19 protein-coding genes and 1 pseudogene are annotated in these 19,038 nt (G+C 66.1%); 17 read left to right on the top strand and 3 right to left on the bottom strand.

What is annotated here, in order from left to right:
- Positions 1–168: 168 nt before the first annotated feature.
- A pseudogene (locus DEA06_RS16875) lies at positions 169–291 on the bottom strand (transcriptional regulator); the annotation flags it as partial.
- Positions 292–341: 50 nt separating this feature from the next.
- Here DEA06_RS16875 and DEA06_RS16145 point away from each other — a divergent pair.
- The 17 genes from DEA06_RS16145 (at position 342) to DEA06_RS16070 (ending at position 16,314) form a co-directional block, all read left to right on the top strand.
- A complete protein-coding gene (locus tag DEA06_RS16145) occupies positions 342–701 on the top strand; it encodes a metalloregulator ArsR/SmtB family transcription factor (protein WP_116649041.1) in 360 nt (119 codons plus the stop codon).
- A gap of 86 nt (positions 702–787) precedes the next feature.
- On the top strand, positions 788–2,602 hold the full coding sequence (locus DEA06_RS16140; RefSeq protein WP_240606999.1) for a cation-translocating P-type ATPase: 1,815 nt from the start codon (positions 788–790) through the stop codon (positions 2,600–2,602).
- Positions 2,603–2,753: 151 nt separating this feature from the next.
- The gene (locus tag DEA06_RS16135) at positions 2,754–3,194 is read left to right on the top strand and encodes a hypothetical protein (protein ID WP_116649039.1); all 441 of its coding nucleotides are present in this window, start codon (positions 2,754–2,756) and stop codon (positions 3,192–3,194) included.
- Positions 3,195–3,401: 207 nt separating this feature from the next.
- Complete coding sequence (locus DEA06_RS16130; protein ID WP_165818069.1) at positions 3,402–3,971, top strand: copper resistance CopC family protein; 570 nt, start codon at positions 3,402–3,404, stop codon at positions 3,969–3,971.
- Entirely contained in the window at positions 3,968–4,498 is a 531-nt protein-coding gene (locus tag DEA06_RS16125; protein WP_116649037.1) for a signal peptidase II, read from the top strand. The genes DEA06_RS16130 and DEA06_RS16125 overlap by 4 nt, the downstream gene beginning before the upstream one ends.
- Complete coding sequence (locus tag DEA06_RS16120) at positions 4,495–5,109, top strand: TlpA disulfide reductase family protein (protein WP_116649036.1); 615 nt, start codon at positions 4,495–4,497, stop codon at positions 5,107–5,109. Before DEA06_RS16125 ends, DEA06_RS16120 begins: the two co-directional genes overlap by 4 nt.
- Positions 5,106–5,849: a cytochrome c biogenesis protein CcdA gene (locus tag DEA06_RS16115; RefSeq protein WP_116649035.1), complete on the top strand. Its 744-nt coding sequence runs from the start codon at positions 5,106–5,108 to the stop codon at positions 5,847–5,849. The genes DEA06_RS16120 and DEA06_RS16115 overlap by 4 nt, the downstream gene beginning before the upstream one ends.
- Positions 5,830–7,539: a cytochrome c biogenesis protein ResB gene (locus DEA06_RS16110; protein WP_116649034.1), complete on the top strand. Its 1,710-nt coding sequence runs from the start codon at positions 5,830–5,832 to the stop codon at positions 7,537–7,539. Before DEA06_RS16115 ends, DEA06_RS16110 begins: the two co-directional genes overlap by 20 nt.
- Positions 7,536–8,210 carry a thioredoxin domain-containing protein gene (locus DEA06_RS16105; RefSeq protein ID WP_116649033.1) on the top strand — a complete coding sequence of 225 codons (675 nt, stop codon included), beginning with the start codon at positions 7,536–7,538 and terminating at the stop codon, positions 8,208–8,210. Before DEA06_RS16110 ends, DEA06_RS16105 begins: the two co-directional genes overlap by 4 nt.
- Positions 8,182–9,765, top strand: a complete 1,584-nt coding sequence (lnt, locus tag DEA06_RS16100) for an apolipoprotein N-acyltransferase (protein WP_116649032.1) — start codon at positions 8,182–8,184, stop codon at positions 9,763–9,765. Before DEA06_RS16105 ends, lnt begins: the two co-directional genes overlap by 29 nt.
- A complete protein-coding gene (locus DEA06_RS16095) occupies positions 9,762–10,379 on the top strand; it encodes a vitamin K epoxide reductase family protein (protein ID WP_116649031.1) in 618 nt (205 codons plus the stop codon). Before lnt ends, DEA06_RS16095 begins: the two co-directional genes overlap by 4 nt.
- Positions 10,380–10,549: 170 nt before the next feature.
- Positions 10,550–12,304: a cytochrome c oxidase assembly protein gene (locus DEA06_RS16090; protein WP_240606997.1), complete on the top strand. Its 1,755-nt coding sequence runs from the start codon at positions 10,550–10,552 to the stop codon at positions 12,302–12,304.
- Between the two features lie 122 nt (positions 12,305–12,426).
- Positions 12,427–12,798 (top strand): hypothetical protein, encoded by a 372-nt coding sequence (locus DEA06_RS16415; protein ID WP_133241810.1) that lies wholly within the window; start codon positions 12,427–12,429, stop codon positions 12,796–12,798.
- Positions 12,799–12,955: 157 nt separating this feature from the next.
- Entirely contained in the window at positions 12,956–13,939 is a 984-nt protein-coding gene (locus DEA06_RS16085; protein WP_133241809.1) for an NAD(P)/FAD-dependent oxidoreductase, read from the top strand.
- 34 nt (positions 13,940–13,973) lie between these two features.
- A complete protein-coding gene (locus tag DEA06_RS16080; protein WP_116649028.1) occupies positions 13,974–14,885 on the top strand; it encodes a cation diffusion facilitator family transporter in 912 nt (303 codons plus the stop codon).
- A 138-nt stretch (positions 14,886–15,023) separates the two neighbouring features.
- Positions 15,024–15,998: a cytochrome c oxidase assembly protein gene (locus tag DEA06_RS16075; RefSeq protein WP_116649042.1), complete on the top strand. Its 975-nt coding sequence runs from the start codon at positions 15,024–15,026 to the stop codon at positions 15,996–15,998.
- The gene (locus DEA06_RS16070; RefSeq protein WP_116649027.1) at positions 15,967–16,314 is read left to right on the top strand and encodes a DUF6804 family protein; all 348 of its coding nucleotides are present in this window, start codon (positions 15,967–15,969) and stop codon (positions 16,312–16,314) included. The genes DEA06_RS16075 and DEA06_RS16070 overlap by 32 nt, the downstream gene beginning before the upstream one ends.
- 67 nt (positions 16,315–16,381) lie before the next feature.
- On the opposite strand, the gene phoA is transcribed toward DEA06_RS16070, so the two are convergent.
- Positions 16,382–18,265, bottom strand: a complete 1,884-nt coding sequence (gene phoA / locus DEA06_RS16065) for an alkaline phosphatase (protein WP_116649026.1) — start codon at positions 18,263–18,265, stop codon at positions 16,382–16,384.
- A 324-nt stretch (positions 18,266–18,589) separates the two neighbouring features.
- Positions 18,590–19,038: PDDEXK nuclease domain-containing protein (locus DEA06_RS16060; protein WP_116649025.1), on the bottom strand; the 449-nt coding region annotated here is incomplete at its 5' end.

Here is a 19,038-nt window from a genome sequence, read left to right as displayed (position 1 = left end):
CCCCGACCCGAGAACTGCGCCCAAACCCGCCTTGCGCCGGGGGGGGCCGAAACCCAACAACCACCCCCCCCCCCCCCCCCCCCGCCCCCCCCCCCCCCCCGCCCCCCCCCCCCCCCCCCGCCCCCCCCCCCCCCCCCCCCCCCCCCCCCCCCCCCCCCGTCGGCAGGGGACGGGCTTCGTGCGGTCGCAAGGGCACGCGTCGCCACCCTCCGACGCGGCGATAAGCGAGAGCGGCCGCAACCGTGTGGCATCGCCCAGCGCCTTGAACGTGCGAGCGATGCTCACCGCGGCGGTCTCAGGCCGTCTCGCAAATTAGTCAGCAGCCGCTGTATGGTCAGTACATGCTGACTATTGCTTCGCGCCTCGATGTCATGAACCGGCTCGGGCGGGCTATGGCCGATCCGACGCGCTCGCGCATCCTTATGGCCCTGCTCGGCGGGCCGAGCTACCCTGCGGTGCTTTCCCGAGATCTGGGCTTGACCCGCTCGAACGTCTCGAACCACCTGACGTGCCTGCGCGATTGCGGGATCGTGGTCGCAGAGCCGGAGGGGCGGCAGACCCGCTACGAGATCTCGGACCCCCACCTGGCAGCAGCTCTGACGGCTCTGGTGGACGTGACTCTGGCGGTGGACGAGAACGCATTGTGCGAGGATTCCTCGTGCACGGTGCCGGGCTGCTGCGGTGCGGGAGTGGGCGCGTGAGCGCGGTGACGGAGCCGCAGATCGAAGGTGGCGATCTGGATGATGACGACGACCACGATGGGCCGTGGTGGACGGACCGTGGAATTATGGTCCCGGTTTTCTCCGGCGTCGCGTTCTTCGCGGGACTGATCTGCGAGTGGTCCGGAGCCGAAATTCCGGGGCTGGTGCTGTTCTGGATCGGCTTGCTACTGGGTGCGTCGACGTTCACGCCGGGCGCAATCCGGAAGTTGTTCAAGGGCAAGCTGGGCATCGGGCTGCTGATGACGATCAGCGCGATTGGTGCGGTCATCCTCGGCTACGTCGAGGAGGCAGCGGCTCTGGCGTTCCTCTACTCAATCGCCGAGGCTCTTGAAGATAAGGCAATGGACCGGGCCCGCGGCGGTCTGCGGGCACTGCTGAAGCTGGTCCCCGACACCGCGACGGTGCTGGTCAGCGGAGCGCAGACGGAAGTCGCGGCGAAGAACCTCACGGTCGGGCAGGTCATGCTGGTCCGTCCCGGTGAGCGAATCGCCACGGACGGCGTCGTCCGGTCAGGGCGCTCCAGCATGGACACCTCCGCGATCACGGGTGAGTCGATCCCGGTCGAGGTCGAACCTGGTGACGCCGTCCCCGCCGGGGCGATCAACACCGCCGGGGCACTCGAGGTCGAGGCCACGGCGGCGGGGACCGACAACTCGCTAACCACAATCGTCGAGCTTGTCGAGAAGGCGCAGGCGGAGAAGGGCGACCGCGCCCGTCTCGCGGACAAGATCGCCCGCCCACTGGTCCCGGGCGTGCTGATCCTCGCCGCACTGGTCGCAATCATTGGGTCGCTGTTTGGTGACCCCGAGCTATGGGTCACCCGGGCCTTGGTCGTGCTGGTCGCCGCGTCCCCCTGCGCACTGGCGATCTCGGTGCCCCTCACGGTCGTCGCCGCGGTCGGCGCGGCCAGTAAGTTCGGCGTGATCATCAAGTCAGGCGCGGTCTTCGAGCGATTCGGCGGCATCCGCCATATCGCCGTCGACAAGACCGGCACCCTCACCCGCAACAAGCCGACGGTCACCGCAGTCCTCACCGCCGCCGACGTCACCGAAGGTCAACTCCTGGCCTGGGCCAGCGCAATCGAGCAGCACAGCACCCACCCCCTCGCCGCCGCGATGGCTGCCGCAGCTCCCGGCGCCCCCGCGGCCGCCGCGGTGACCGAGAAAGCCGGTCACGGCATCGAGGGAACCGTCGACGGCGTGAAGATCACAGTCGGCAGCCCCCGATGGCTCGAGGTCGGCGACCTGGGCGACCAGGTTGCCGCTCTCGAGGAGCAGGGCATGACCGTCGTGATCGTGCACCGAGACGGGGTGCCCGCGGGTGCGATCGGAGTTCGCGACGAGTTGCGCCCCGAGGTCCCAGAAGTGGTCCGCACTCTGGCACGTGACCGCATCGGTGTGACCATGCTCACCGGCGACAACGCCCGCACGGCGCGCGCCCTTGCCAGGCAGGCTGGAATCGTGGACGTGCGTGCTGAACTCCGGCCCGAGGACAAGGCGGCAGCGATCGTTCAACTGTCAGGCACCGCTCCCGTCGCGATGATCGGTGATGGCATCAACGACGCCCCGGCTCTCGCCGTCGCAGACATTGGCATCGCGATGGGTGCAACCGGCTCCGACGCTGCGATCGAGTCCGCCGACGTCGCTTTCACCGGCCACGACCTCCGCCTCCTTCCCCGCGCCTTCGACCACGCCCGCCGCGGGCGCCGCATCATCAACCAGAACATCGCACTGTCGTTGCTGATCATCGCTGCGCTGCTCCCGCTCGCGCTGTTCGGCGTTCTCGGGCTCGCCGCCGTCGTCCTGGTCCACGAGATCGCAGAGGTCATCGTGATCCTTAACGGCCTCCGCGCCGCTCGCACGCAGAAGGCTGTCTCATGACGACTCACCACGGGCTGCCCGCCGAGGGGCGATCGCGACGCAGGAGGGGGAGTAGTCAGGACGATGACCACACATCGACGGCTGTACCAAATTGAGGCGGTGTCGAACGGTCCCCGAAGGCCGGACGCCTCGAAAGCATAGAATCAGGGCGATGAATGCGCAGAGTTCACCGCGCGAGCACCCAGCTCGCAGTCGTGCTCCGCTGGCGGCCCAGATCGTCAGCGCTGTGCTGCTCGCGCTCACACTCTGCCTGAGTTCCTGGGCTGGCGGGCACTCTGCGGACGACGACGGTAGCTTCGCTGAGATCCTCACCGCATCCGCAACGGGCATCGCCCCCGGTTCGGCGCCTCTCAGCGACACGCCGCCAGGCATAGCCGCGGCTGACTCCGCCGGCACGCTGATGTCCGGGGCGGTGTGCGTATTCGGGTTGCTGTGCGGTGTCGTCTTCTTCGCCGTGTTGCGCCGCGCCCGCCTGCTACGGGGAACACCCCTCCTCACGCGAGCGGCCGTCACCATCGAACACAGCTGGCCACGCATCCTCTTCCTTGCTCCACCGCTGACGCTCTCACAGCTAGCCATCCTTCGAAACTGACCAGGAACTCCCGTCCGCCTGCCCCCGGTGTGCAATGCGGATGCGTCACCAGTTCCTTGCTCGATTGTGCGCCCCACCCTGCGCACCGGGCGTTTCTTCAGACCTCGGAGTACCCCTCAAATGTCACGTTCACTATCCGTCCGAACCCCCCGCGTGCAGCTTCTCACGGCAACCGTTATCGCCGCGGTCGTGACGACTCTCGCTCTGATGCTGTTCCCTGCACCCGCGACAGCACACGACAGCATCGTGAGCTCCTACCCAGCGGCTGCGTCGTCGGTCGATTCCCCGCCTGACGAGATCTCCATCACCTTCAGCGCCGAGCTCTTGGGCGAGGGAGGAACAGGTTTGATCGAGATCACGGGCCCCGACGGCGTCGTCTACAGCGAAGGTGAGCCGGAGATCGCGGAAGCCACGATTACCCAGCATCTCTCCGCGAACGCACCCTCTGGGAGATACACGGTGCTGTGGCGGGTTGTTTCGAGCGACGGACACCCGACCAGCGGCGAGTACGGCTTCGAAGTGCTGACGTCCGCACCCCTTTCTCCGTCACCCACCCCTTCCACCACCGCCGCACCTACAGCGACTCCGACGCCTTCCTCGACCGAGTCGGCCGGCACCGATGGTGTGCGGACAGAAGGTCACGGGGAGGCGACCGGTGGCGGCGCAGCGCTCCCGGTGTTCCTCATCACCGGGGTGACCGTCGTGCTCATCGGTCTCCTGATCGTGGTGCTACTCCTGCGTAACGCACGTCGTCGCCGAGACGCTGAGCAGCCGTGAGACCGCTTCAGGCCCGCGCTTTTGCATGGGCGTGCCTGGCGGCGGCCGGGGTGGTTCTTGTGGACCAGTCCACGAAGGCCCTGGCCATCACCATGCTGTCGACAACGACGCGCGTCCCGCTGCTCGGGGACGCTTTCGGTCTACAGCTTGCTTTCAACCCCGGGGCGGCGTTCTCCCTGGGAGCAGGCTCCACTGGGGTCATCACCGCTATCACCTTCGCCGCCGTTGTGTTCCTCACACGCGCCGCCACCCGCGCCACATCGCCCGCCTGGGCTGCCGGTATCGGTCTGATCTGGGGGGCAGCGATTGGAAACCTCCTTGACCGCCTCCTTGCGCCACCCGGGTTTGGGGTCGGACAGGTCACGGACTTCCTCGCCTATGGGGAACTCTTCATCGGCAACATCGCCGACGCGGCGCTTTTCGTCGGGTTCGCCGTGCTGGGGTGGCAGCTCTACCGAGAATCGCGTCAACGCCGCCGCAGCCAAAACGTCCGCCTCGCACCCACCGCCGCGGAGGCCTCCGAATGAGGGCTCCGCTGCTACGTCAGCGCCGCGGACTCGGCGTCACCGCGCTCATTGGGGCGGTGTTCTTGGTCGCCGGATGCGCGGCAAACGACAACCTCAGCGAGCAGTACCGGGAAGGCAACGACAAGGGTTTTATCTCCGGTGACTTCCGTGTCGTGGAGATCCCGGAGCGAGAACGCGGCGACTCCGTCACATTCGCGGGCGTGTCCGAGCGGGGGGAAGCCATCTCGAGCGATGACTACCAAGACCGTGTCTACGTCGTGAACTTCTGGTACGCCGCGTGCGGGCCGTGCATCGCTGAAGCCCCGCTCTTGGAGGAGGTGTGGCAGGAGTACCAAGCGGATGACGTGGGTTTCCTCGGGATTAACATCTACGACCAGCCAGGAACGGCGGTCTCTTTCGCTGAAGACAACGGCATCAGCTACCCGAGCGTCATCGACGTGAACGAGGGGTCGGTGAAGCTTGCTTTCGCGGCAGCAACCCCCATACAGGCAACGCCCACCACTCTCGTGATGGACCGGGACGGGCGCGTTGCCGCCCGCATCATCGGACAACTTCCCTCCGCGTCGATACTCTCCACCCTCGTCGGCGACGCGCTCGGGGAGGAACCATGAACCTCAGCATGATCGTCTTCGACGGGGCGCTGTGGGTAGCCGTCGCCGTGGCGTTGGCCGCCGGCCTGATCTCTTTCGTTTCACCGTGCGTTCTGCCCCTTGTGCCCGGCTACTTCGGGTACCTCACTACGTCCATGACCACCTCAGAGGGGCGTGATCGCGGACGCGGCCCCTTACTGCTCGGCGTATTGCTGTTCATCGCTGGATTCACCACCGTCTTCATGTCCGTAACCATCCTGGGAGGGGTATTCGGGCTCTTCTTTCTCGAGTACTCCGCCGTCATCACCCGCGTCCTCGGGGTGGTGGTGATCGCCATGGGTCTCGCGTTCCTCGGCGTCTTCCGGCGCGCGCAGCGCACCGTCCGCCCCCAAGCTCGTCGCAACCTCGGGATGGTGAGTGCGCCATTGCTGGGCTTGGCTCTCGGGGTGGGGTGGACCCCATGCATCGGCCCGACGCTCGCGGCAATCATGTCCGTCTCCTGGAACATGGGAGACCCTTCTCGCGCAGCTGTTCTGGGGCTGGCGTACTCGCTGGGATTAGGTATCCCCTTCCTCCTGCTCGCACTGGGCGCCGGGTGGGCTACCCGCTCCGTCTCTTTCGTCAAGCGGCACATCAGGGTCATCAACATCGCCGGCGGGACGGTGATGATCCTGCTGGGTATCGCCATGGTCACCGGGGTCTGGGGATCATTAATGTCCGTCTTGCAGGGGGTGATGCTCAATGTCACTCTCCCGATCTGACGCTGACCGCTCCCGTCCCGCGGACCACATCGACCAAGCAGCAACCGCCGAAACAGTTGCCGGACCGCCGCTGGGCCCGGTGGGTTGGGTGAGGTGGGGGTGGCGGCAACTCACGAGCATGAGAACAGCCATCGTTCTGCTGCTTCTCCTTGCCCTGGCCGCCGTCCCCGGCTCCGTGTTTCCCCAACGCAGCGCAGATCCGAACGGCGTCGCTCAATGGTTCCGAGACAACCCCGACGTCGCGCCCGTTCTGGACTGGTTTCAGCTGTTCGACCTGTACAGCTCCTCGTGGTTCTCCGCGATCTACCTGCTCTTGTTCATCTCTCTCATCGGGTGCGTGATCCCTCGCACCCGTCACCACCTGAAAGCGCTCCGAGCCGCCCCACCCCGAACACCGGCACGGCTTTCGCGGCTGGACAACCATCGCCAAGACACCGTCGACGGCGGTGAGGACCCGGATGCCGTCGCGTCACGCGCGGTCGAGATCGCGACTGAGCAGCTGCGCTCACGCGGCTACCGGGTGAAACGGTACGACGCCAGAGGAAGCTGGTCAGTGTCCGCCGAACGAGGCTACGCCCGAGAAACCGGCAACCTCATCTTCCATGGCGCTCTCATCGGGGTCCTCGTCGCCGTACTCGTCGGCAGCGGATTCACCTACACCGGCCAACGAGTCATCGTGGAGGGCACCACCTTCGTCAACGCGCTAAGCGACTACTCATCATTCAACCCGGGCCGTTTCATCGACGGAACAGGCCTGACACCGTACTCAATGACCCTCGACACCTTCGGCGTCGAGTACCAGCCGCCACGCTCGGCCGGCGCAGGCCAAGCGGGCGACTTCGCTGCGGCGGTCACCATTCGCACGCCCGCGACCGACGAAACAAGAGCCGAGACGGTGCGGGTAAACGCGCCGCTGACAGTCGGAAACGACCGCATCTTCCTTCTGGGGAACGGGTACGCCCCTACCATCACCGTGCGCAATGGCGACGGCGACGTCGTCTACAGCGATTCGCAGCCGTTCCTCCCGCAAGACTCGATGATGACCTCCCTGGGCATCATCAAGGTCCCCGACGGGCTACCGGAGCAGATTGGACTGGTGGGCTTTTTCTACCCGACCCAGGGAGCCCTTCCCACCGGGGCGTACACCTCGATATACCCCGACCTGTTCAATCCCGTCGTGACGTTCAACGTCTTCTCCGGCAGTCTCGGTATCGATGACGGGACACCCCGTTCCGTCTACACACTGGATACCTCCGGAATGGCCCAGCTCACCGGCGGCGACACCGGTAGCGATTCCATCGAGCTAAACCCGGGCCAGACCGCTGACCTGCCGAACGGGTGGGGCACCGTCACCTTTGAGGACGCGTCCGCCGGAACCGACCCGCTCGCCGCAGTGAAACGCTTCGCCTCGCTGCAAATCCAACACGACCCCGGCGCCACCTGGGTCCTCGTTTTCGCTGTGATCGCGACCCTGGGGCTCATGGCCGGCCTCTTCATCCCTCGCCGGCGCGTCTGGGTCAAAGTCACCCCTGAGCCGCTCGGCGAAGCGGGAACCCTCCGGGTTGAGTACGCGGGTCTCGCCCGCGGCGAAGACCCCCAACTCGACCCTGCCGTGTCACAACTGCGCGACGCGCACCTGACCGCAATCGGCAACCTCATCCCACCCCCGACCCGCGAGGAAAACACATGACCCGCACCGCCACGCTCTCCACTCCCGTCAAAGTCACCATCGCCGCCGGCGTCCTCGTCGTTCTCCTCGTCGTCGGCGCCGTCATCTACTCCTTCGCGTCACGCCCCGCAGCTCCCGACCCCGCAGGAGCAGAGGGCGCCCTCCCGGGTACGCGCGCGAACACCCACGTGCTCGACGAGGTCGGACCCGACGCCCCCACCCTGGTGGAATTCCTCGACTTCGAATGCGAAGCGTGCGGCGCCTTTTACCCCGTCATTGAGCAGCTCCGCGAGGAATACGACGGAGAAATCAACTTCGCTATCCGGTACTTCCCCCTCCCCGGACACTTCAACGCCATGAACGCCGCGATCGCCGTCGAGGCTGCGGCGCAGCAAGGCCAGCTGGAACCGATGTACAGCAAAATGTTTCAGACCCAGGAGCAGTGGGGCGAGCAGCAAACTTCCGAAGAAGCCCGGTTCCGGTCCTACGCCGAAGAACTCGGTCTCGACATGGCCACATATGACACCGCCGTCGCAGACCCAAGCACACGCGCCCGCGTGGAAGAGGACTACAACGACGCCCGCGCGCTCGGGGCGTCCAGCACCCCCACCTTCTTCCTCGACGGGCAACAGCTCGAGCTCACGCAACTCACCGACCTAACTGATGCACTCGACCGCGCCATCTCAGACTGAGCAGTCTCAACTCGCCCCCCAGGCCACCTCACCCCGGGCCATCCCCCTACGGTGGGCGCTGCCGGGTGCGGTCGTTGGGGGAGTGGCCCTTGATCTCGCCTATCCCTCAGTAGGGTGGTGGCCGCTCGCGATCCCCAGCGTCGTGGTCATTCTGGTCTCGCTCATTGGGCGCACGGCGCGAGGCGCTTTGCTCGTCGGTGGCGTGTACGGGGGCACCTTTTACCTGCGTCACCTCGACTGGGTGGGAAGCTTCTTAGGCCCGACACCCTGGTTGGCTCTCGCCGCCCTCCAGACCGCGATCGTCGCAGTCGGCTGCGTCCTTATCACCTGGACGTACGGGTGGGGAGAACGAAGACTCCGTGCACGATGGTCACGGCTTCTCCTGCTCCCGCTGATCGTGGGCTCCGCTTGGCTCCTCAGAGAAACAGTGGCCGGCGCGTGGCCCTACACCGGGTTCCCCTGGGCCCGGCTCGGTGTCACGCAATCCAACGGGCCTCTCCTCGAGATCGTGTCGTGGACGGGAGTGAGCGGATTGACCTTCCTACTGGTCGCGGTGTGCGCGGCGGGGGTACAGGCGGTCCGCGAATGGAACACCGCCGGGCTGCGCGGGGCGATCATGCCCACCGTTCTCCTCGGTGCGCTCGCGCTCGCACCTCAGTTCCCCACGACCGTGACTGGGTCGTTCACGGTCGGGTGGGTACAAGGCAACGGCCCGTCCGGATATTTCGACCAGCGCGCCCCCGGTGACATCCTCGCGTCCCACGTCGACGCCACTGCCGAGCTGGCGGACGAGGATCTCGACCTGGTGGTGTGGCCCGAGGGCTCCGTTGACAGCGACCCGCTTCGCAATGCTCGTGCTGGCCGAGTTCTCGACGAGGTGGCGAGCACGGTGGGGGCCCCTGTCCTCGTCAATGCAGCAACGCAACGCGCCGGCGCAACGTTCAACACTTCGCTGCTGTGGGACCGAACAGCGTCCCCGCAGGTGCACGACAAGCGCAACCCGGTGCCGTTCGGAGAGTATGTTCCGGATCGCTGGCTGTATGAGGCGATCGCGCCGGACCTGGTCGGTCTTATCCAGCGGGAGTACTCCCCGGGCTCCAACCCGCCAGTGGTGACAGTGGACGGGGTGCGCGTCGGCCTCGCAATCTGTTTCGACGTCATCTACGACCGAGTCGTGCGAGAGGGCATCGATGCCGGGGCAGAGGTGCTCATCTTCCAGACCAACAACGCCGATTTCCGTGGCACAGACGAGAACGTGCAACAACTCGCCTTCGCCCGTATGCGCGCCGTCGAAACCGGTCGAGCGGCCATCAACGTGTCCACCGTGGGAACGAGCCAAGCGATTGCTGCAGACGGGAGCATCATCGATGCGCTCCCGATCAACACCACCGCAGCGTCAGTGACGACACTGCCGCTGCACCAGGGCATCACGCCCGCCATCCTGCTCGGGGACGCGATCGAGGTGATTCTCGCTACGGCCGGGATCGTGCTCTGTTTCGTTATCTCGATCCGCGCCCGGTACAAGAATCCGCGCACCTCAGAAAGGCACTCATGAGCGGCGACACCCCCGCCCCGGCTCACACCCCCTCCGTCGTCACCCGCCACGCGTTCGCCATCTTCTTGCTGGTGACCGGGATACTCGGGCTCACCGCCTCCCTCGCGCTTTCGGTGGAGAAGATCGAACGCCTTCTCAACCCGCAAACCGCGCTCGGATGTGACCTTTCTGTCCTCGTGCAATGCAGCGCCAACCTGGACAGCGCGCAGGGTGCGGTCCTCGGGTTCCCTAACCCGTTCCTCGGCCTCGTAGGGTACGCGGCGGTTGCCACCACAGGAGTCGCCCTTCTCGCGACAGCGCACCTGGCCCGCTGGTTCTGGGTGGGATTCACCCTCGGCGTCACCTTCGCTATGGCGTTCGTCGTGTGGCTCATCACACAAAGCGTGTTCATCCTCGGGACGTTGTGCCCCTGGTGCCTCCTGGTGTGGAGCGTCACCATCCCACTGTTCATCTTCACCACGGGCCGCTCCCTTCGGGCCGGGGTCTTCGGTGCCGGTCCGGCGCGCCTGGGGGCCGCGCTGTGGCCGTGGCTCACCCTGATCACCCTCCTCGCCTACGTGGCGGTCGCCGTCGTCGCGCAGCTGCGGCTGGACGTCATCGGGAGCCTCCTATGAGAAACGACACGCGTTCGACGAGGGCGCTGACCGTGATGAGAGTCGCCGGCCCCCTGGTGCTTGTCGCCGCGGCATTCGTCACGCTCCTGGCGTCACTGACGCTCGGGGGTGGGTCAGCGCCACTCGCTATTGGTGACCCTGGGGCGACCGTCCGGTGGGGGCTTCCGATCGTGAAGCTCCTTGTGAACGTGACGGCCGCAACAATGGTGGGGTCCCTGGCGCTCGCGCTGTTCGCATTGCAGGCCGGTACCCGCCCGTTCGACGTCGCGCTGGACACCACATCCATCGCTGCGGCCCTTTTCACCCTGAGTTCCGCCGTGACCGCGTTCCTGACGTTCCTCAACGTCATACCGGCCGCGCCAACACTCGACCCCGCTTTCGGCCAACAGCTGGGGAGGTTCCTTGTCGAAACGGAGCTCGGCCGCGCCTGGCTGACCACGACGGTTGCGGGGGCCGTCCTGACCGTTCTGACCTTCGCCGTCCGCGGGTGGACACCGACCCTTTTCGTTGCGATCTTGGCCGCGGCAAGCCTCGTACCGATGGCAACACAGGGCCATGCCGGCGAAGAAGCCAGCCACGAGGCGGCGGTCATGTCACTGGTGATCCACACCCTCGCCGCGGCCGTGTGGCTCGGGGGTCTCATCCTGCTCGTCGTGGTGCGTCCCGCACTGACGCGCGCGGAGATGCACACGACGCTGCTGCGATACTCATCGATCGCGTTGGCAGCGTTCATCGTGGTGGCACTGTCGGGAACGGTACGGGCGTCCATCGGTCTCGGCGGGTGGGACGCGTTGTGGTCACCTTACGGGGCGCTCGTGCTCGCCAAAGCGGTGACGCTCGTTATGCTCGGCGTTCTCGGCGCGTGGTACCGCCGGCGGCTGATCAACCGCGCCAGTCAGCCGCGCGGGTCCCGCCGATTTTGGGGCGTGGTCATCCTGGAGCTAGCGTTCATGGGCATCGCGAGCGGCGCGGCCGCAGCGCTCGCCCGCACCCCCACACCGGGTGGAAACGAGCCGCCCGTTGTGGAAAGCGCCGCGCAACTCCTCACCGGCAACCCCGTGCCGCCGGAACTGACCACCATTGAGTGGCTGACCAGCACGGACGTGGACCCCCTCTGGGTGCTTGTCGCAGCGTTCGGCTTGTTCTTCTACCTCGCTGGTGTACGCCGTCTGCGGATCCAGGGGGAGTCCTGGCCACGGCGCCGGATCGTGTTGTGGTGCAGCGGGCTGGCGGCACTGCTCTGGGTGACATCGGGACCCATCAACGCCTACCGGGAATACCTGTTCAGTGTGAACGCGCTGGGGCTGACCTTATTTTCAGTGGTCATTCCCCTCCTGCTCGTGTGCGGTACACCCGTCACGCTCGCGCTTCGAGCAATCACCCCTCGTACCGATGGCTCCCGCGGGGGACGCGAATGGGTGCTATCGCTCACACAGAACCCGGTCGTCCGAATCCTCACCCACCCGTTCGTCGCCGCGGGCGTCGCTATCGTCACGCTCTGGGGCACCTACTTCACCGGGATCTTCCGTTGGGCGTTGGCTGACCCACTCGGATACGAGGGGCTGGCCGCGTTTTCTCTGCTCGTTGGCTGCATTCTCGTCGTGACCTTCACCGGCGGAGCGACGGCGCCCCGCGCCCACCCAACCCGTTCCCGCGTTGTCGCGCTTGTCGCGGTAATGGGGTCGTATGCCGTGTTCGGCATCACGATAGTCGTGCAGTCAGGAACGTTGGTGGCGGACTGGTTTGGGGCCATGGACCGCACGTGGGGGGCATCGCCGCTCGCTGATCAAGCCGCGGGTGGCATCCTGGTCTGGGCCTTCGGTATCGCCCCCCTGATGGTCATTGGGGCCGTCTTCGTGGTCGGTCAGGGCCCAGGGAAGGAACCGGTCGCCGCCCTACCAGCGCGACAAGGGGGCCGCGGATGAACATCGGGTGCCCAGCGCCCACATCGGCCAATCGGAAAGGGCGGATCACGCCTACACTGAGCGGGATGCGCGTAGCGGCTCCCCGCCTCCCCTCTGCGCCGGGCTCGGCCGCCGTACTGACAATGAGACTCATTGCCGCGGCCCTGCTGTTGTTCGCCATCACCGTGATGACTCTCAGCGCTCACCACGATCAAGACCCTGTCGGGGTCGGATCGGCCGCCCCCGCTGTAGACGCCGTCATCACCGAAGCCAGCGCCGCCGACGTCGAGGCCATGGCGGCAACAGTCACAGCGTCCACACTTGCAGTGACGACGGTGTGCGTGCTGCTCGCAGTCAGCTGCGTAGCCATCGTCGCCGCCCGTCACCTCCTCCGGCGGACAAACCCGCGCGTTCCGCTCGCCCTGTCGCCCCGGGCCTCACCACCCGCGCCGGTTCGTTCGTCCGCGCTTCCGCGTTCTCCCTCTCTCACGCAACTGTCGGTTAGCCGCATCTGACCTCTCCTCGCCCTTGGCGCACGCAGCCAGGGGTCACAGGTGTGCGTCTTGCGGTCATCGTTCGAGGAGTGTGTGTGAACAGCTGTACCCCGTCGCTGCTTCCAGCAGCAGGAACCATCCAAAATCCCGCCTCAGACGCGGCGGCGGGGTGGCAGCCATGACCAGCCACATCGAGGGCCTCTCCCGGCGCCGCGCGATCATTGTCGGTGCGGGCCAGTCCGGTCTTGCTGTCGCCGCATCGCTCATCTCTCACGGGCTGCAGCCCCAGATCGACTTCGCTGTGATCGATGCGTCCCGCGAAGAAGAGCGAACATGGGATCGGCGCTGGCACTCACTTCGACTCCACACCACGGCTCGCGAGTCCGCACTGCCCGGTCTCAGCTTCTCCGGCGACCCGAACCGCCATCCCTTCGCGGATGAGATGGGTCACTACTTGACGAACTTCGCCCGCACCTTCGCGATCAAACCCATCTGGGACACACCAGCCATCCACGTGCGGAAACCAGGCGAAGGAACCACCCTCGAGCTGATCACGAGCCGCGGTGAGGTCCAGACCCGTAACGTCGTGGCAGCGTCGGGGGCATACGCACGACCCCGGCGGCCTGACTGGGCGTACGACCTCGTCGTACCCGGGGCGACGCTACACAGCCACGACTATCTCTATCCCCGCCAGGTTCCGCCGGGGCGGGTGCTTGTCGTGGGCGGCGGGGACGCCGCGGTCGAGATCGCGTCAGAGCTCGGCCTCTCGCACGACGTCGTGATCTCCACACGTAACCGGCGCATCGACCGGGCTTTGCGCGCGCACCACACACGATCGATCGCGCTGAACAACGGCGATCCGGCCGCAACAGGTGCGATTACGACCCGCCCTCCCGTCATCAATGCCACCGGTGACACCGTGACTTTCAGTGACCGGACGCAATTGACCGTCGGGTCGGTGGTCTTCGCGACCGGCTACCTCCCGGGAGACGCGTGGCTGCCTGACACGGTCGTCCCCCATCACGGACGCGCGGTTGACACCAGCATCCCCGGCCTGTTTGTCGCAGGGATACCCGGGTACGGCGACCCTCATGCACCTCGTATCGGCACGGTCGCCCGTCTCGCCCAGCGCGTCGCCCGCCGCATCTTGGAACGACCGTGACCGCCAAACAGTATCGGCTCGAAAGGAAACGATCATGACCGCAGAACACTCTCACGCCGGTACGACCACGCCCCGGTCGCGACTTCTGATCGCGTTCGCCATCACCGCTTCGGTGTTCGTCATCGAGGTTGTCGGTGCCGTCCTCACCGGGAGCCTGGCGCTCCTTGTCGATGCCGCCCACATGCTTACCGACGTCATCGGGCTCTCCCTCGCGCTGACGGCCGCGCACCTCATGAACCGGCGGCCGTCGGACCGGCACACCTGGGGGTTCCGCCGCGCGGAGGTACTGGGCGCCCTCACCCAAGCGGCGTTGCTGTTCGGGGTGGGAATTTTCGCCTTCGTCGAAGGCATACGGCGGTTGTTCGAACCTCCCGAAATAGCCTCCGGCAGTCTTCTCCTGTTCGGGATCATCGGTCTCGTCGCGAACGTTATCTCCCTCATCGTCCTCACCGGCGGGCGGTCCGAGAACCTCAACATGCGCGCCGCGTTCCTCGAAGTCCTCAACGACGCACTGGGCTCGGTGGCCGTGATCATCAGCGCAATCCTCATCTCCACCTTGGGGTGGTACCAAGCCGATGCCGTTGCCGGCATTGTGATCTCGTTGCTCATCGTGCCGCGCACCATCGTGTTGATACGCGCCAGCGGTAGCGTGCTCCTCGAAGCCACCCCCCGCGGTCTGGACCTCGCCGCCGTGCGCGAGCATCTCCTCGCGCTACCCCACGTCATCGCGGTGCACGACCTGCACGCGTCCCATATCTCCACCGACCTCCCCGTCCTCACCGCTCACGTCGTGGTCGAAGACGACTACCTGAACAACGGCGACGGCGGCGCACTCCTCCGGTCACTGCAGCGGTGCGTCGCGGAGCATTTCCCCGTCAGTGTGGAGCACTCCACGTTCCAGATTGAGCCCGCCAGCTACGAAGAAGATCACCTACCCCATGGGTGAGACGGAAAGAACGAGCGAGACCCGGACGGGCACCCCCGCTAGGTGCCCGGTGAGCAACCGCGTGAGCACGAGAGGCCAGCGTCGGTGACAGGCCTGTGGCAGTCGTTCGTCCCGGAGGCACCACCCAGCATCGTCACAATGCTTGCCCCGGAGACGCACACCCCGCCCCTGCTCCCCACCATCGCAGCTCTCCTGGCTCTGTCCTACCTATGGGGTGTCATACGTCTGCGGCGCCGAGGGGAACGGTGGCACCCCGGGCGGACAGTCTTATTCCTCTCGGGATGCATGCTCCTCGCTGCGGTCACCGGCACCGAGACAGACTCCTACGGCACCGTTCTGTTCTCGGTCTTCATGTTTCAGCAGCTGACCCTCATGATCACCGTGCCCCCGCTTCTGGTATGGGGATCCCCAGGGAGATTGCTGCTGCGAGCCGCGCCTAACACCGGATTGGGAGGGATTGTGCAACGTGCCGCACTCGGGGCGCTACGGTCTCGGCCTGCACGATATGTGCTTCACCCAGCGATCACCATCCCCCTGTTCCTGATGAGCTACTACGGCCTGTACCTGACGAGTATCGCTAACACCGCGTTGGCCTACACAGGCGGACACCTCGCGCTCGAAGTGTTTTTTCTCCTTTCGGGGATTCTGTTCACCATCCCCGCGCTCAGCGACGACCCGCTCCCCACTCGCCACGGGCACGGTGCCCGAATCATGGATGTGTCTGTCGAGATGGTTCTTCACGTGTTTTTTGGGGTGATCATCATGATGAGCACGACCGTCCTCGTCGATGCGTTCGCAAATCCGCCCGCGGGGTGGGGGATCGACCCGCTCGAGGACCAAGGTGTCGCGGGCGGGCTCGCCTGGGGGTACGGGGAAGGACCCACCGTAGTGATCCTGGTCGTCCTACTGCACCGGTGGTTCATGGACGACACCCGTCGGGCTCGCGCTGCCGACGCCCGGGCAGACCGCAACGGAGATCCGGACCTCGACGCGTACAACGAGCACCTGGCGGACTTGGCCCGAACGACGACACCCCCGGTTCCGCGACACACTGGAGGTCGCAGCACGAATGGAGAAGCCGATGTACGCACAGGCGAAACGCGCCCCCTCTGAGTTCCAACGCAACGCCTTCGCCCCAGCGGTTCTCGCGGCTATCGTTCTTCTCGCAGGGATCGCTCTCGTTGACAAGGAGTTCTATCTCGCCGTGCGCTTTATCGTGGCGATCCTCGCTGTAATCATCGGCTGGTTTGCCGTGCAGGCCCGCCAGTGGTGGTGGGCGCTTCCCATGCTCGGCATCGCCGTGGCGTGGAACCCCGTCTACCCCTTGCCGTTGAACGGGCCCGCGTGGATCGCAGCACATATCGTCGCCGCGGGTGTCTGCGTTGTCGCCGGCGCGCTGATAAAGACTCCCCGTGCCGTCGCGAAGTAGGACCCTAGTCGTGGAACACGAATGGCCGGCGACGCAAGAGCGTCGCCGGCCATTCGTTGTCAGGGTGTTAGGCGATTCCGCGGCGGCGGCGGTAGACCGCGTACGCGCCGATGGCGAGCATCGTGCCAGCGATCCCGGCCAGAGCCCACGGTGCGGTGGCGCCGGTGACGGCCAGAGCCCCGTTGCTTCCCGATCCGCTGCCATCCGTACCTGCCGGAGCGACTGAGGGGCTGGGCGACGAGGTCGGAACGGGGGCCGGGTTCGCGGCCACAGTGACCTCTGCGGACAGCTCCACGTCAGTCTGCGCGCCGGTGATGGTGACCGTGTAGTCGCCGAGGTCCTCGGGAGCGGTCACGGTGAACACCGCGGTCCCGTCGATCACGTCGACCTGACCTAGATCCGTGTCAGTTCCGAACGAACCGAGCGCCTGCCAGTCGGCGTCGAGGCCCGATACGGTGACGGTGAATTCCGCGCCCGGGGCAACCTCAGCCGGGGCAGAGATGGTTGCGTCGGCGCTGAGGCTCTGCAGATCCCGTTCGAGCTCGAGAGCGTTCGCGGAGGTGAAGAACAGGTCGGTCTGGTCGGTAAGGCCGATCACGTTGGACGCGCCCGGGCCGTATCCGGCGATGCGCACCTGCGAGCCGGTGTGCTGCTGCGAGCCGCCCGCGGCGGAGGTACCGTACCCGACAATCATCGGCTGTCCCTCGGATGTCAGGAGGTGCGTGTTGAGGCCGGGGATTGCCGAGCCGACGATCTGGCTCGTGTGGGCGTGGTCGGCGGTAACGACCACCATGGTGTCGCCCTGCTCCTTCGCGAACTCGAGCGCGACCTGCACGGCCTCGTCGAGGTCGACGGTCTCGCCGATCTGACCGCACGCGTTGGCGGCGTGGTCCTGCTTGTCGATGCTGGCGCCCTCGACCTGCAGGAAGAACCCGTCTTCGTTGTCGAGGAGGTCGATCGCTTTCGTCGTGAGCGAAGCAAGGGAGAGTCCGGTTTCGAGGCGCGCCGGGTTTTCGGTGCACGCCGCAGCGGGCGGGAGGGTTCCACCGGCAGTCAGGTCGACTGCCGCGGGGCCGTTCCAGCGGACCGGGAAGTTGCCCTCGGTGAACAGGCCCAGAAGGGGCTGCTCGGCGCTTGCCTCGGTGACAGCTCCCAGGCTCTCAGCGTCGTCCACGAGCTGGTAGCCGCGATCTTCCGCCTGAGCGAAGAGCGTTTCGCCCTCCCAGGGGCCGGCCTGCGCGGTCTGGGTGAAGCTGGCGGAACCGCCGCCGAGGGTGACGTCGGGGCGGACGTTGAGCAGCTGCTCGCTGATCGAGCCGAGGCCGCCGTTCTGCAGAGCTTCCGAGGTGCAGTTCGCGGTGGTCTGGACCGGGCCGTAGCAGCCGCGGGCCGAGATGTGCGCGACCTCCGCGCCGGGGGTGGCGTCCTGGATCTCCGAGGTCGAGACGTTGCCGGTCTTCATGCCGTTCGCCTTGGCGAGCTCAAGGAGCGTCGCCTGCGGGGTGTTGTCGACATCGACGCTGAGGCGGCCGTTCACCGTTTTGGTGCCCGTCGACCACGCCGACGCGGTTGACGCGGACTCGGAGGCGTAGTTCGGGGTGCCGTCAGGGTTCACGGCCCAGTGCACGTACTGGCCGGTCAGGGGCAACGTGTCGATACCCGCGAAGGTGCCGCCGGCGCCCTCGGCGTAGTTGCGGGCGACCGTGATCTCGGAGTCGCCCATGCCGTCTCCGATCAGGAGGATGACGTTCTTGGCGGGGCCGTCGACCAGGGCCTCTCGGATGGCCTCGTTGCGGTCCTCATCGTGGTCGAGGCGGGCAGCGCCACCGTTCTCGGTGATGGTTGCCGCGGAGGCGGGGAGAGCGAAGCTGAAGCTGCCGAGAGCCAGCGTGGCCACGGCCACTGCTGACCATGCCGCGCGGGCGCGGTTCGGCGAAGTGCGAGGGGGCATCCGGAGTCCTTCTTGAGTCTGGACGTCGGTTTCTCCGGCGTCTTTTCCAGAGAACTCTCAAGAGGGGAAACGGCGGGTGCGCAGCGAGTAACGAGATAGCAAACGGCAGGAGTCCGTCAGCGACAGCGTGTCCCAGGCGTGCCTGTACTCATCTGTTCATTAGGCGTCGCGCAATCTCCGATAATGGATCTTATGTCAGTTCACAGAGGAACTATCTGCAGCCTCCGCAGCGAGCTCCATCCGGGTCCGCTGCCCTCCTAGACGCGATTGCGATCCTCTGATCGGGATGCTGCCGCCTCTGATCCTCCTGATCAGAGTGTTCTTCTACGCTCCCGCGTCGTCCTCGGCGACGTCGCGTGCAAGCTCGTCAGCGAACGCCCGTGTTATCGCGGCTTCGTCAGGTAGCGCCTTCTGTGCATCCTCGGTGAGTTCGTACCGGCTTACTGCGACTGGCTGAGACGTGGAAGCGAGCGCATAGCGGACGACGGTGTCGTTCTTCCCGGCGACGAGCAGGATGCCCACAGTCGGCTGGTGCTTCTCGCGGATCCGCAGCTGGTCGTCGACGACGGCAACATAGAACCCGAGTTGCCCAGCGTCGCGCGGGTCGAACTTCGTGGTCTTGAGCTCGATGACGACGTAACGCAGCTGCTCGACGTGGAAGAACAGCAGATCGACGTTATGCAGACCTCGGAATAACGCCGATTCTTCCGATTCTCGGATTATTCCGATCGCCGCTTGAACATCTCTGGAGCACAGTACAACCGCCTGTCCGC

Source organism: Microbacterium sp. Gd 4-13, assembly GCF_003095395.1.
Lineage (GTDB): Bacteria > Actinomycetota > Actinomycetes > Actinomycetales > Microbacteriaceae > Microbacterium.
Note: the sequence above shows the minus strand (reverse complement) of the source record. Positions and strands in the feature narration are given on the sequence as shown.

Coding starts and splice junctions, on each gene's coding strand:
- DEA06_RS16145 (WP_116649041.1), top strand. CDS start 342: ATGCTGACTATTGCTTCGCGCCTCGATGTCATGAACCGGCTCGGGCGG.
- DEA06_RS16140 (WP_240606999.1), top strand. CDS start 788: ATGGTCCCGGTTTTCTCCGGCGTCGCGTTCTTCGCGGGACTGATCTGC.
- DEA06_RS16135 (WP_116649039.1), top strand. CDS start 2,754: ATGAATGCGCAGAGTTCACCGCGCGAGCACCCAGCTCGCAGTCGTGCT.
- DEA06_RS16130 (WP_165818069.1), top strand. CDS start 3,402: ATGCTGTTCCCTGCACCCGCGACAGCACACGACAGCATCGTGAGCTCC.
- DEA06_RS16120 (WP_116649036.1), top strand. CDS start 4,495: ATGAGGGCTCCGCTGCTACGTCAGCGCCGCGGACTCGGCGTCACCGCG.
- DEA06_RS16115 (WP_116649035.1), top strand. CDS start 5,106: ATGAACCTCAGCATGATCGTCTTCGACGGGGCGCTGTGGGTAGCCGTC.
- DEA06_RS16110 (WP_116649034.1), top strand. CDS start 5,830: ATGTCACTCTCCCGATCTGACGCTGACCGCTCCCGTCCCGCGGACCAC.
- DEA06_RS16105 (WP_116649033.1), top strand. CDS start 7,536: ATGACCCGCACCGCCACGCTCTCCACTCCCGTCAAAGTCACCATCGCC.
- lnt (WP_116649032.1), top strand. CDS start 8,182: ATGCACTCGACCGCGCCATCTCAGACTGAGCAGTCTCAACTCGCCCCC.
- DEA06_RS16095 (WP_116649031.1), top strand. CDS start 9,762: ATGAGCGGCGACACCCCCGCCCCGGCTCACACCCCCTCCGTCGTCACC.
- DEA06_RS16415 (WP_133241810.1), top strand. CDS start 12,427: ATGAGACTCATTGCCGCGGCCCTGCTGTTGTTCGCCATCACCGTGATG.
- DEA06_RS16085 (WP_133241809.1), top strand. CDS start 12,956: ATGACCAGCCACATCGAGGGCCTCTCCCGGCGCCGCGCGATCATTGTC.
- DEA06_RS16080 (WP_116649028.1), top strand. CDS start 13,974: ATGACCGCAGAACACTCTCACGCCGGTACGACCACGCCCCGGTCGCGA.
- DEA06_RS16075 (WP_116649042.1), top strand. CDS start 15,024: ATGCTTGCCCCGGAGACGCACACCCCGCCCCTGCTCCCCACCATCGCA.
- DEA06_RS16070 (WP_116649027.1), top strand. CDS start 15,967: ATGTACGCACAGGCGAAACGCGCCCCCTCTGAGTTCCAACGCAACGCC.
- phoA (WP_116649026.1), bottom strand. CDS start 18,265: ATGCCCCCTCGCACTTCGCCGAACCGCGCCCGCGCGGCATGGTCAGCA.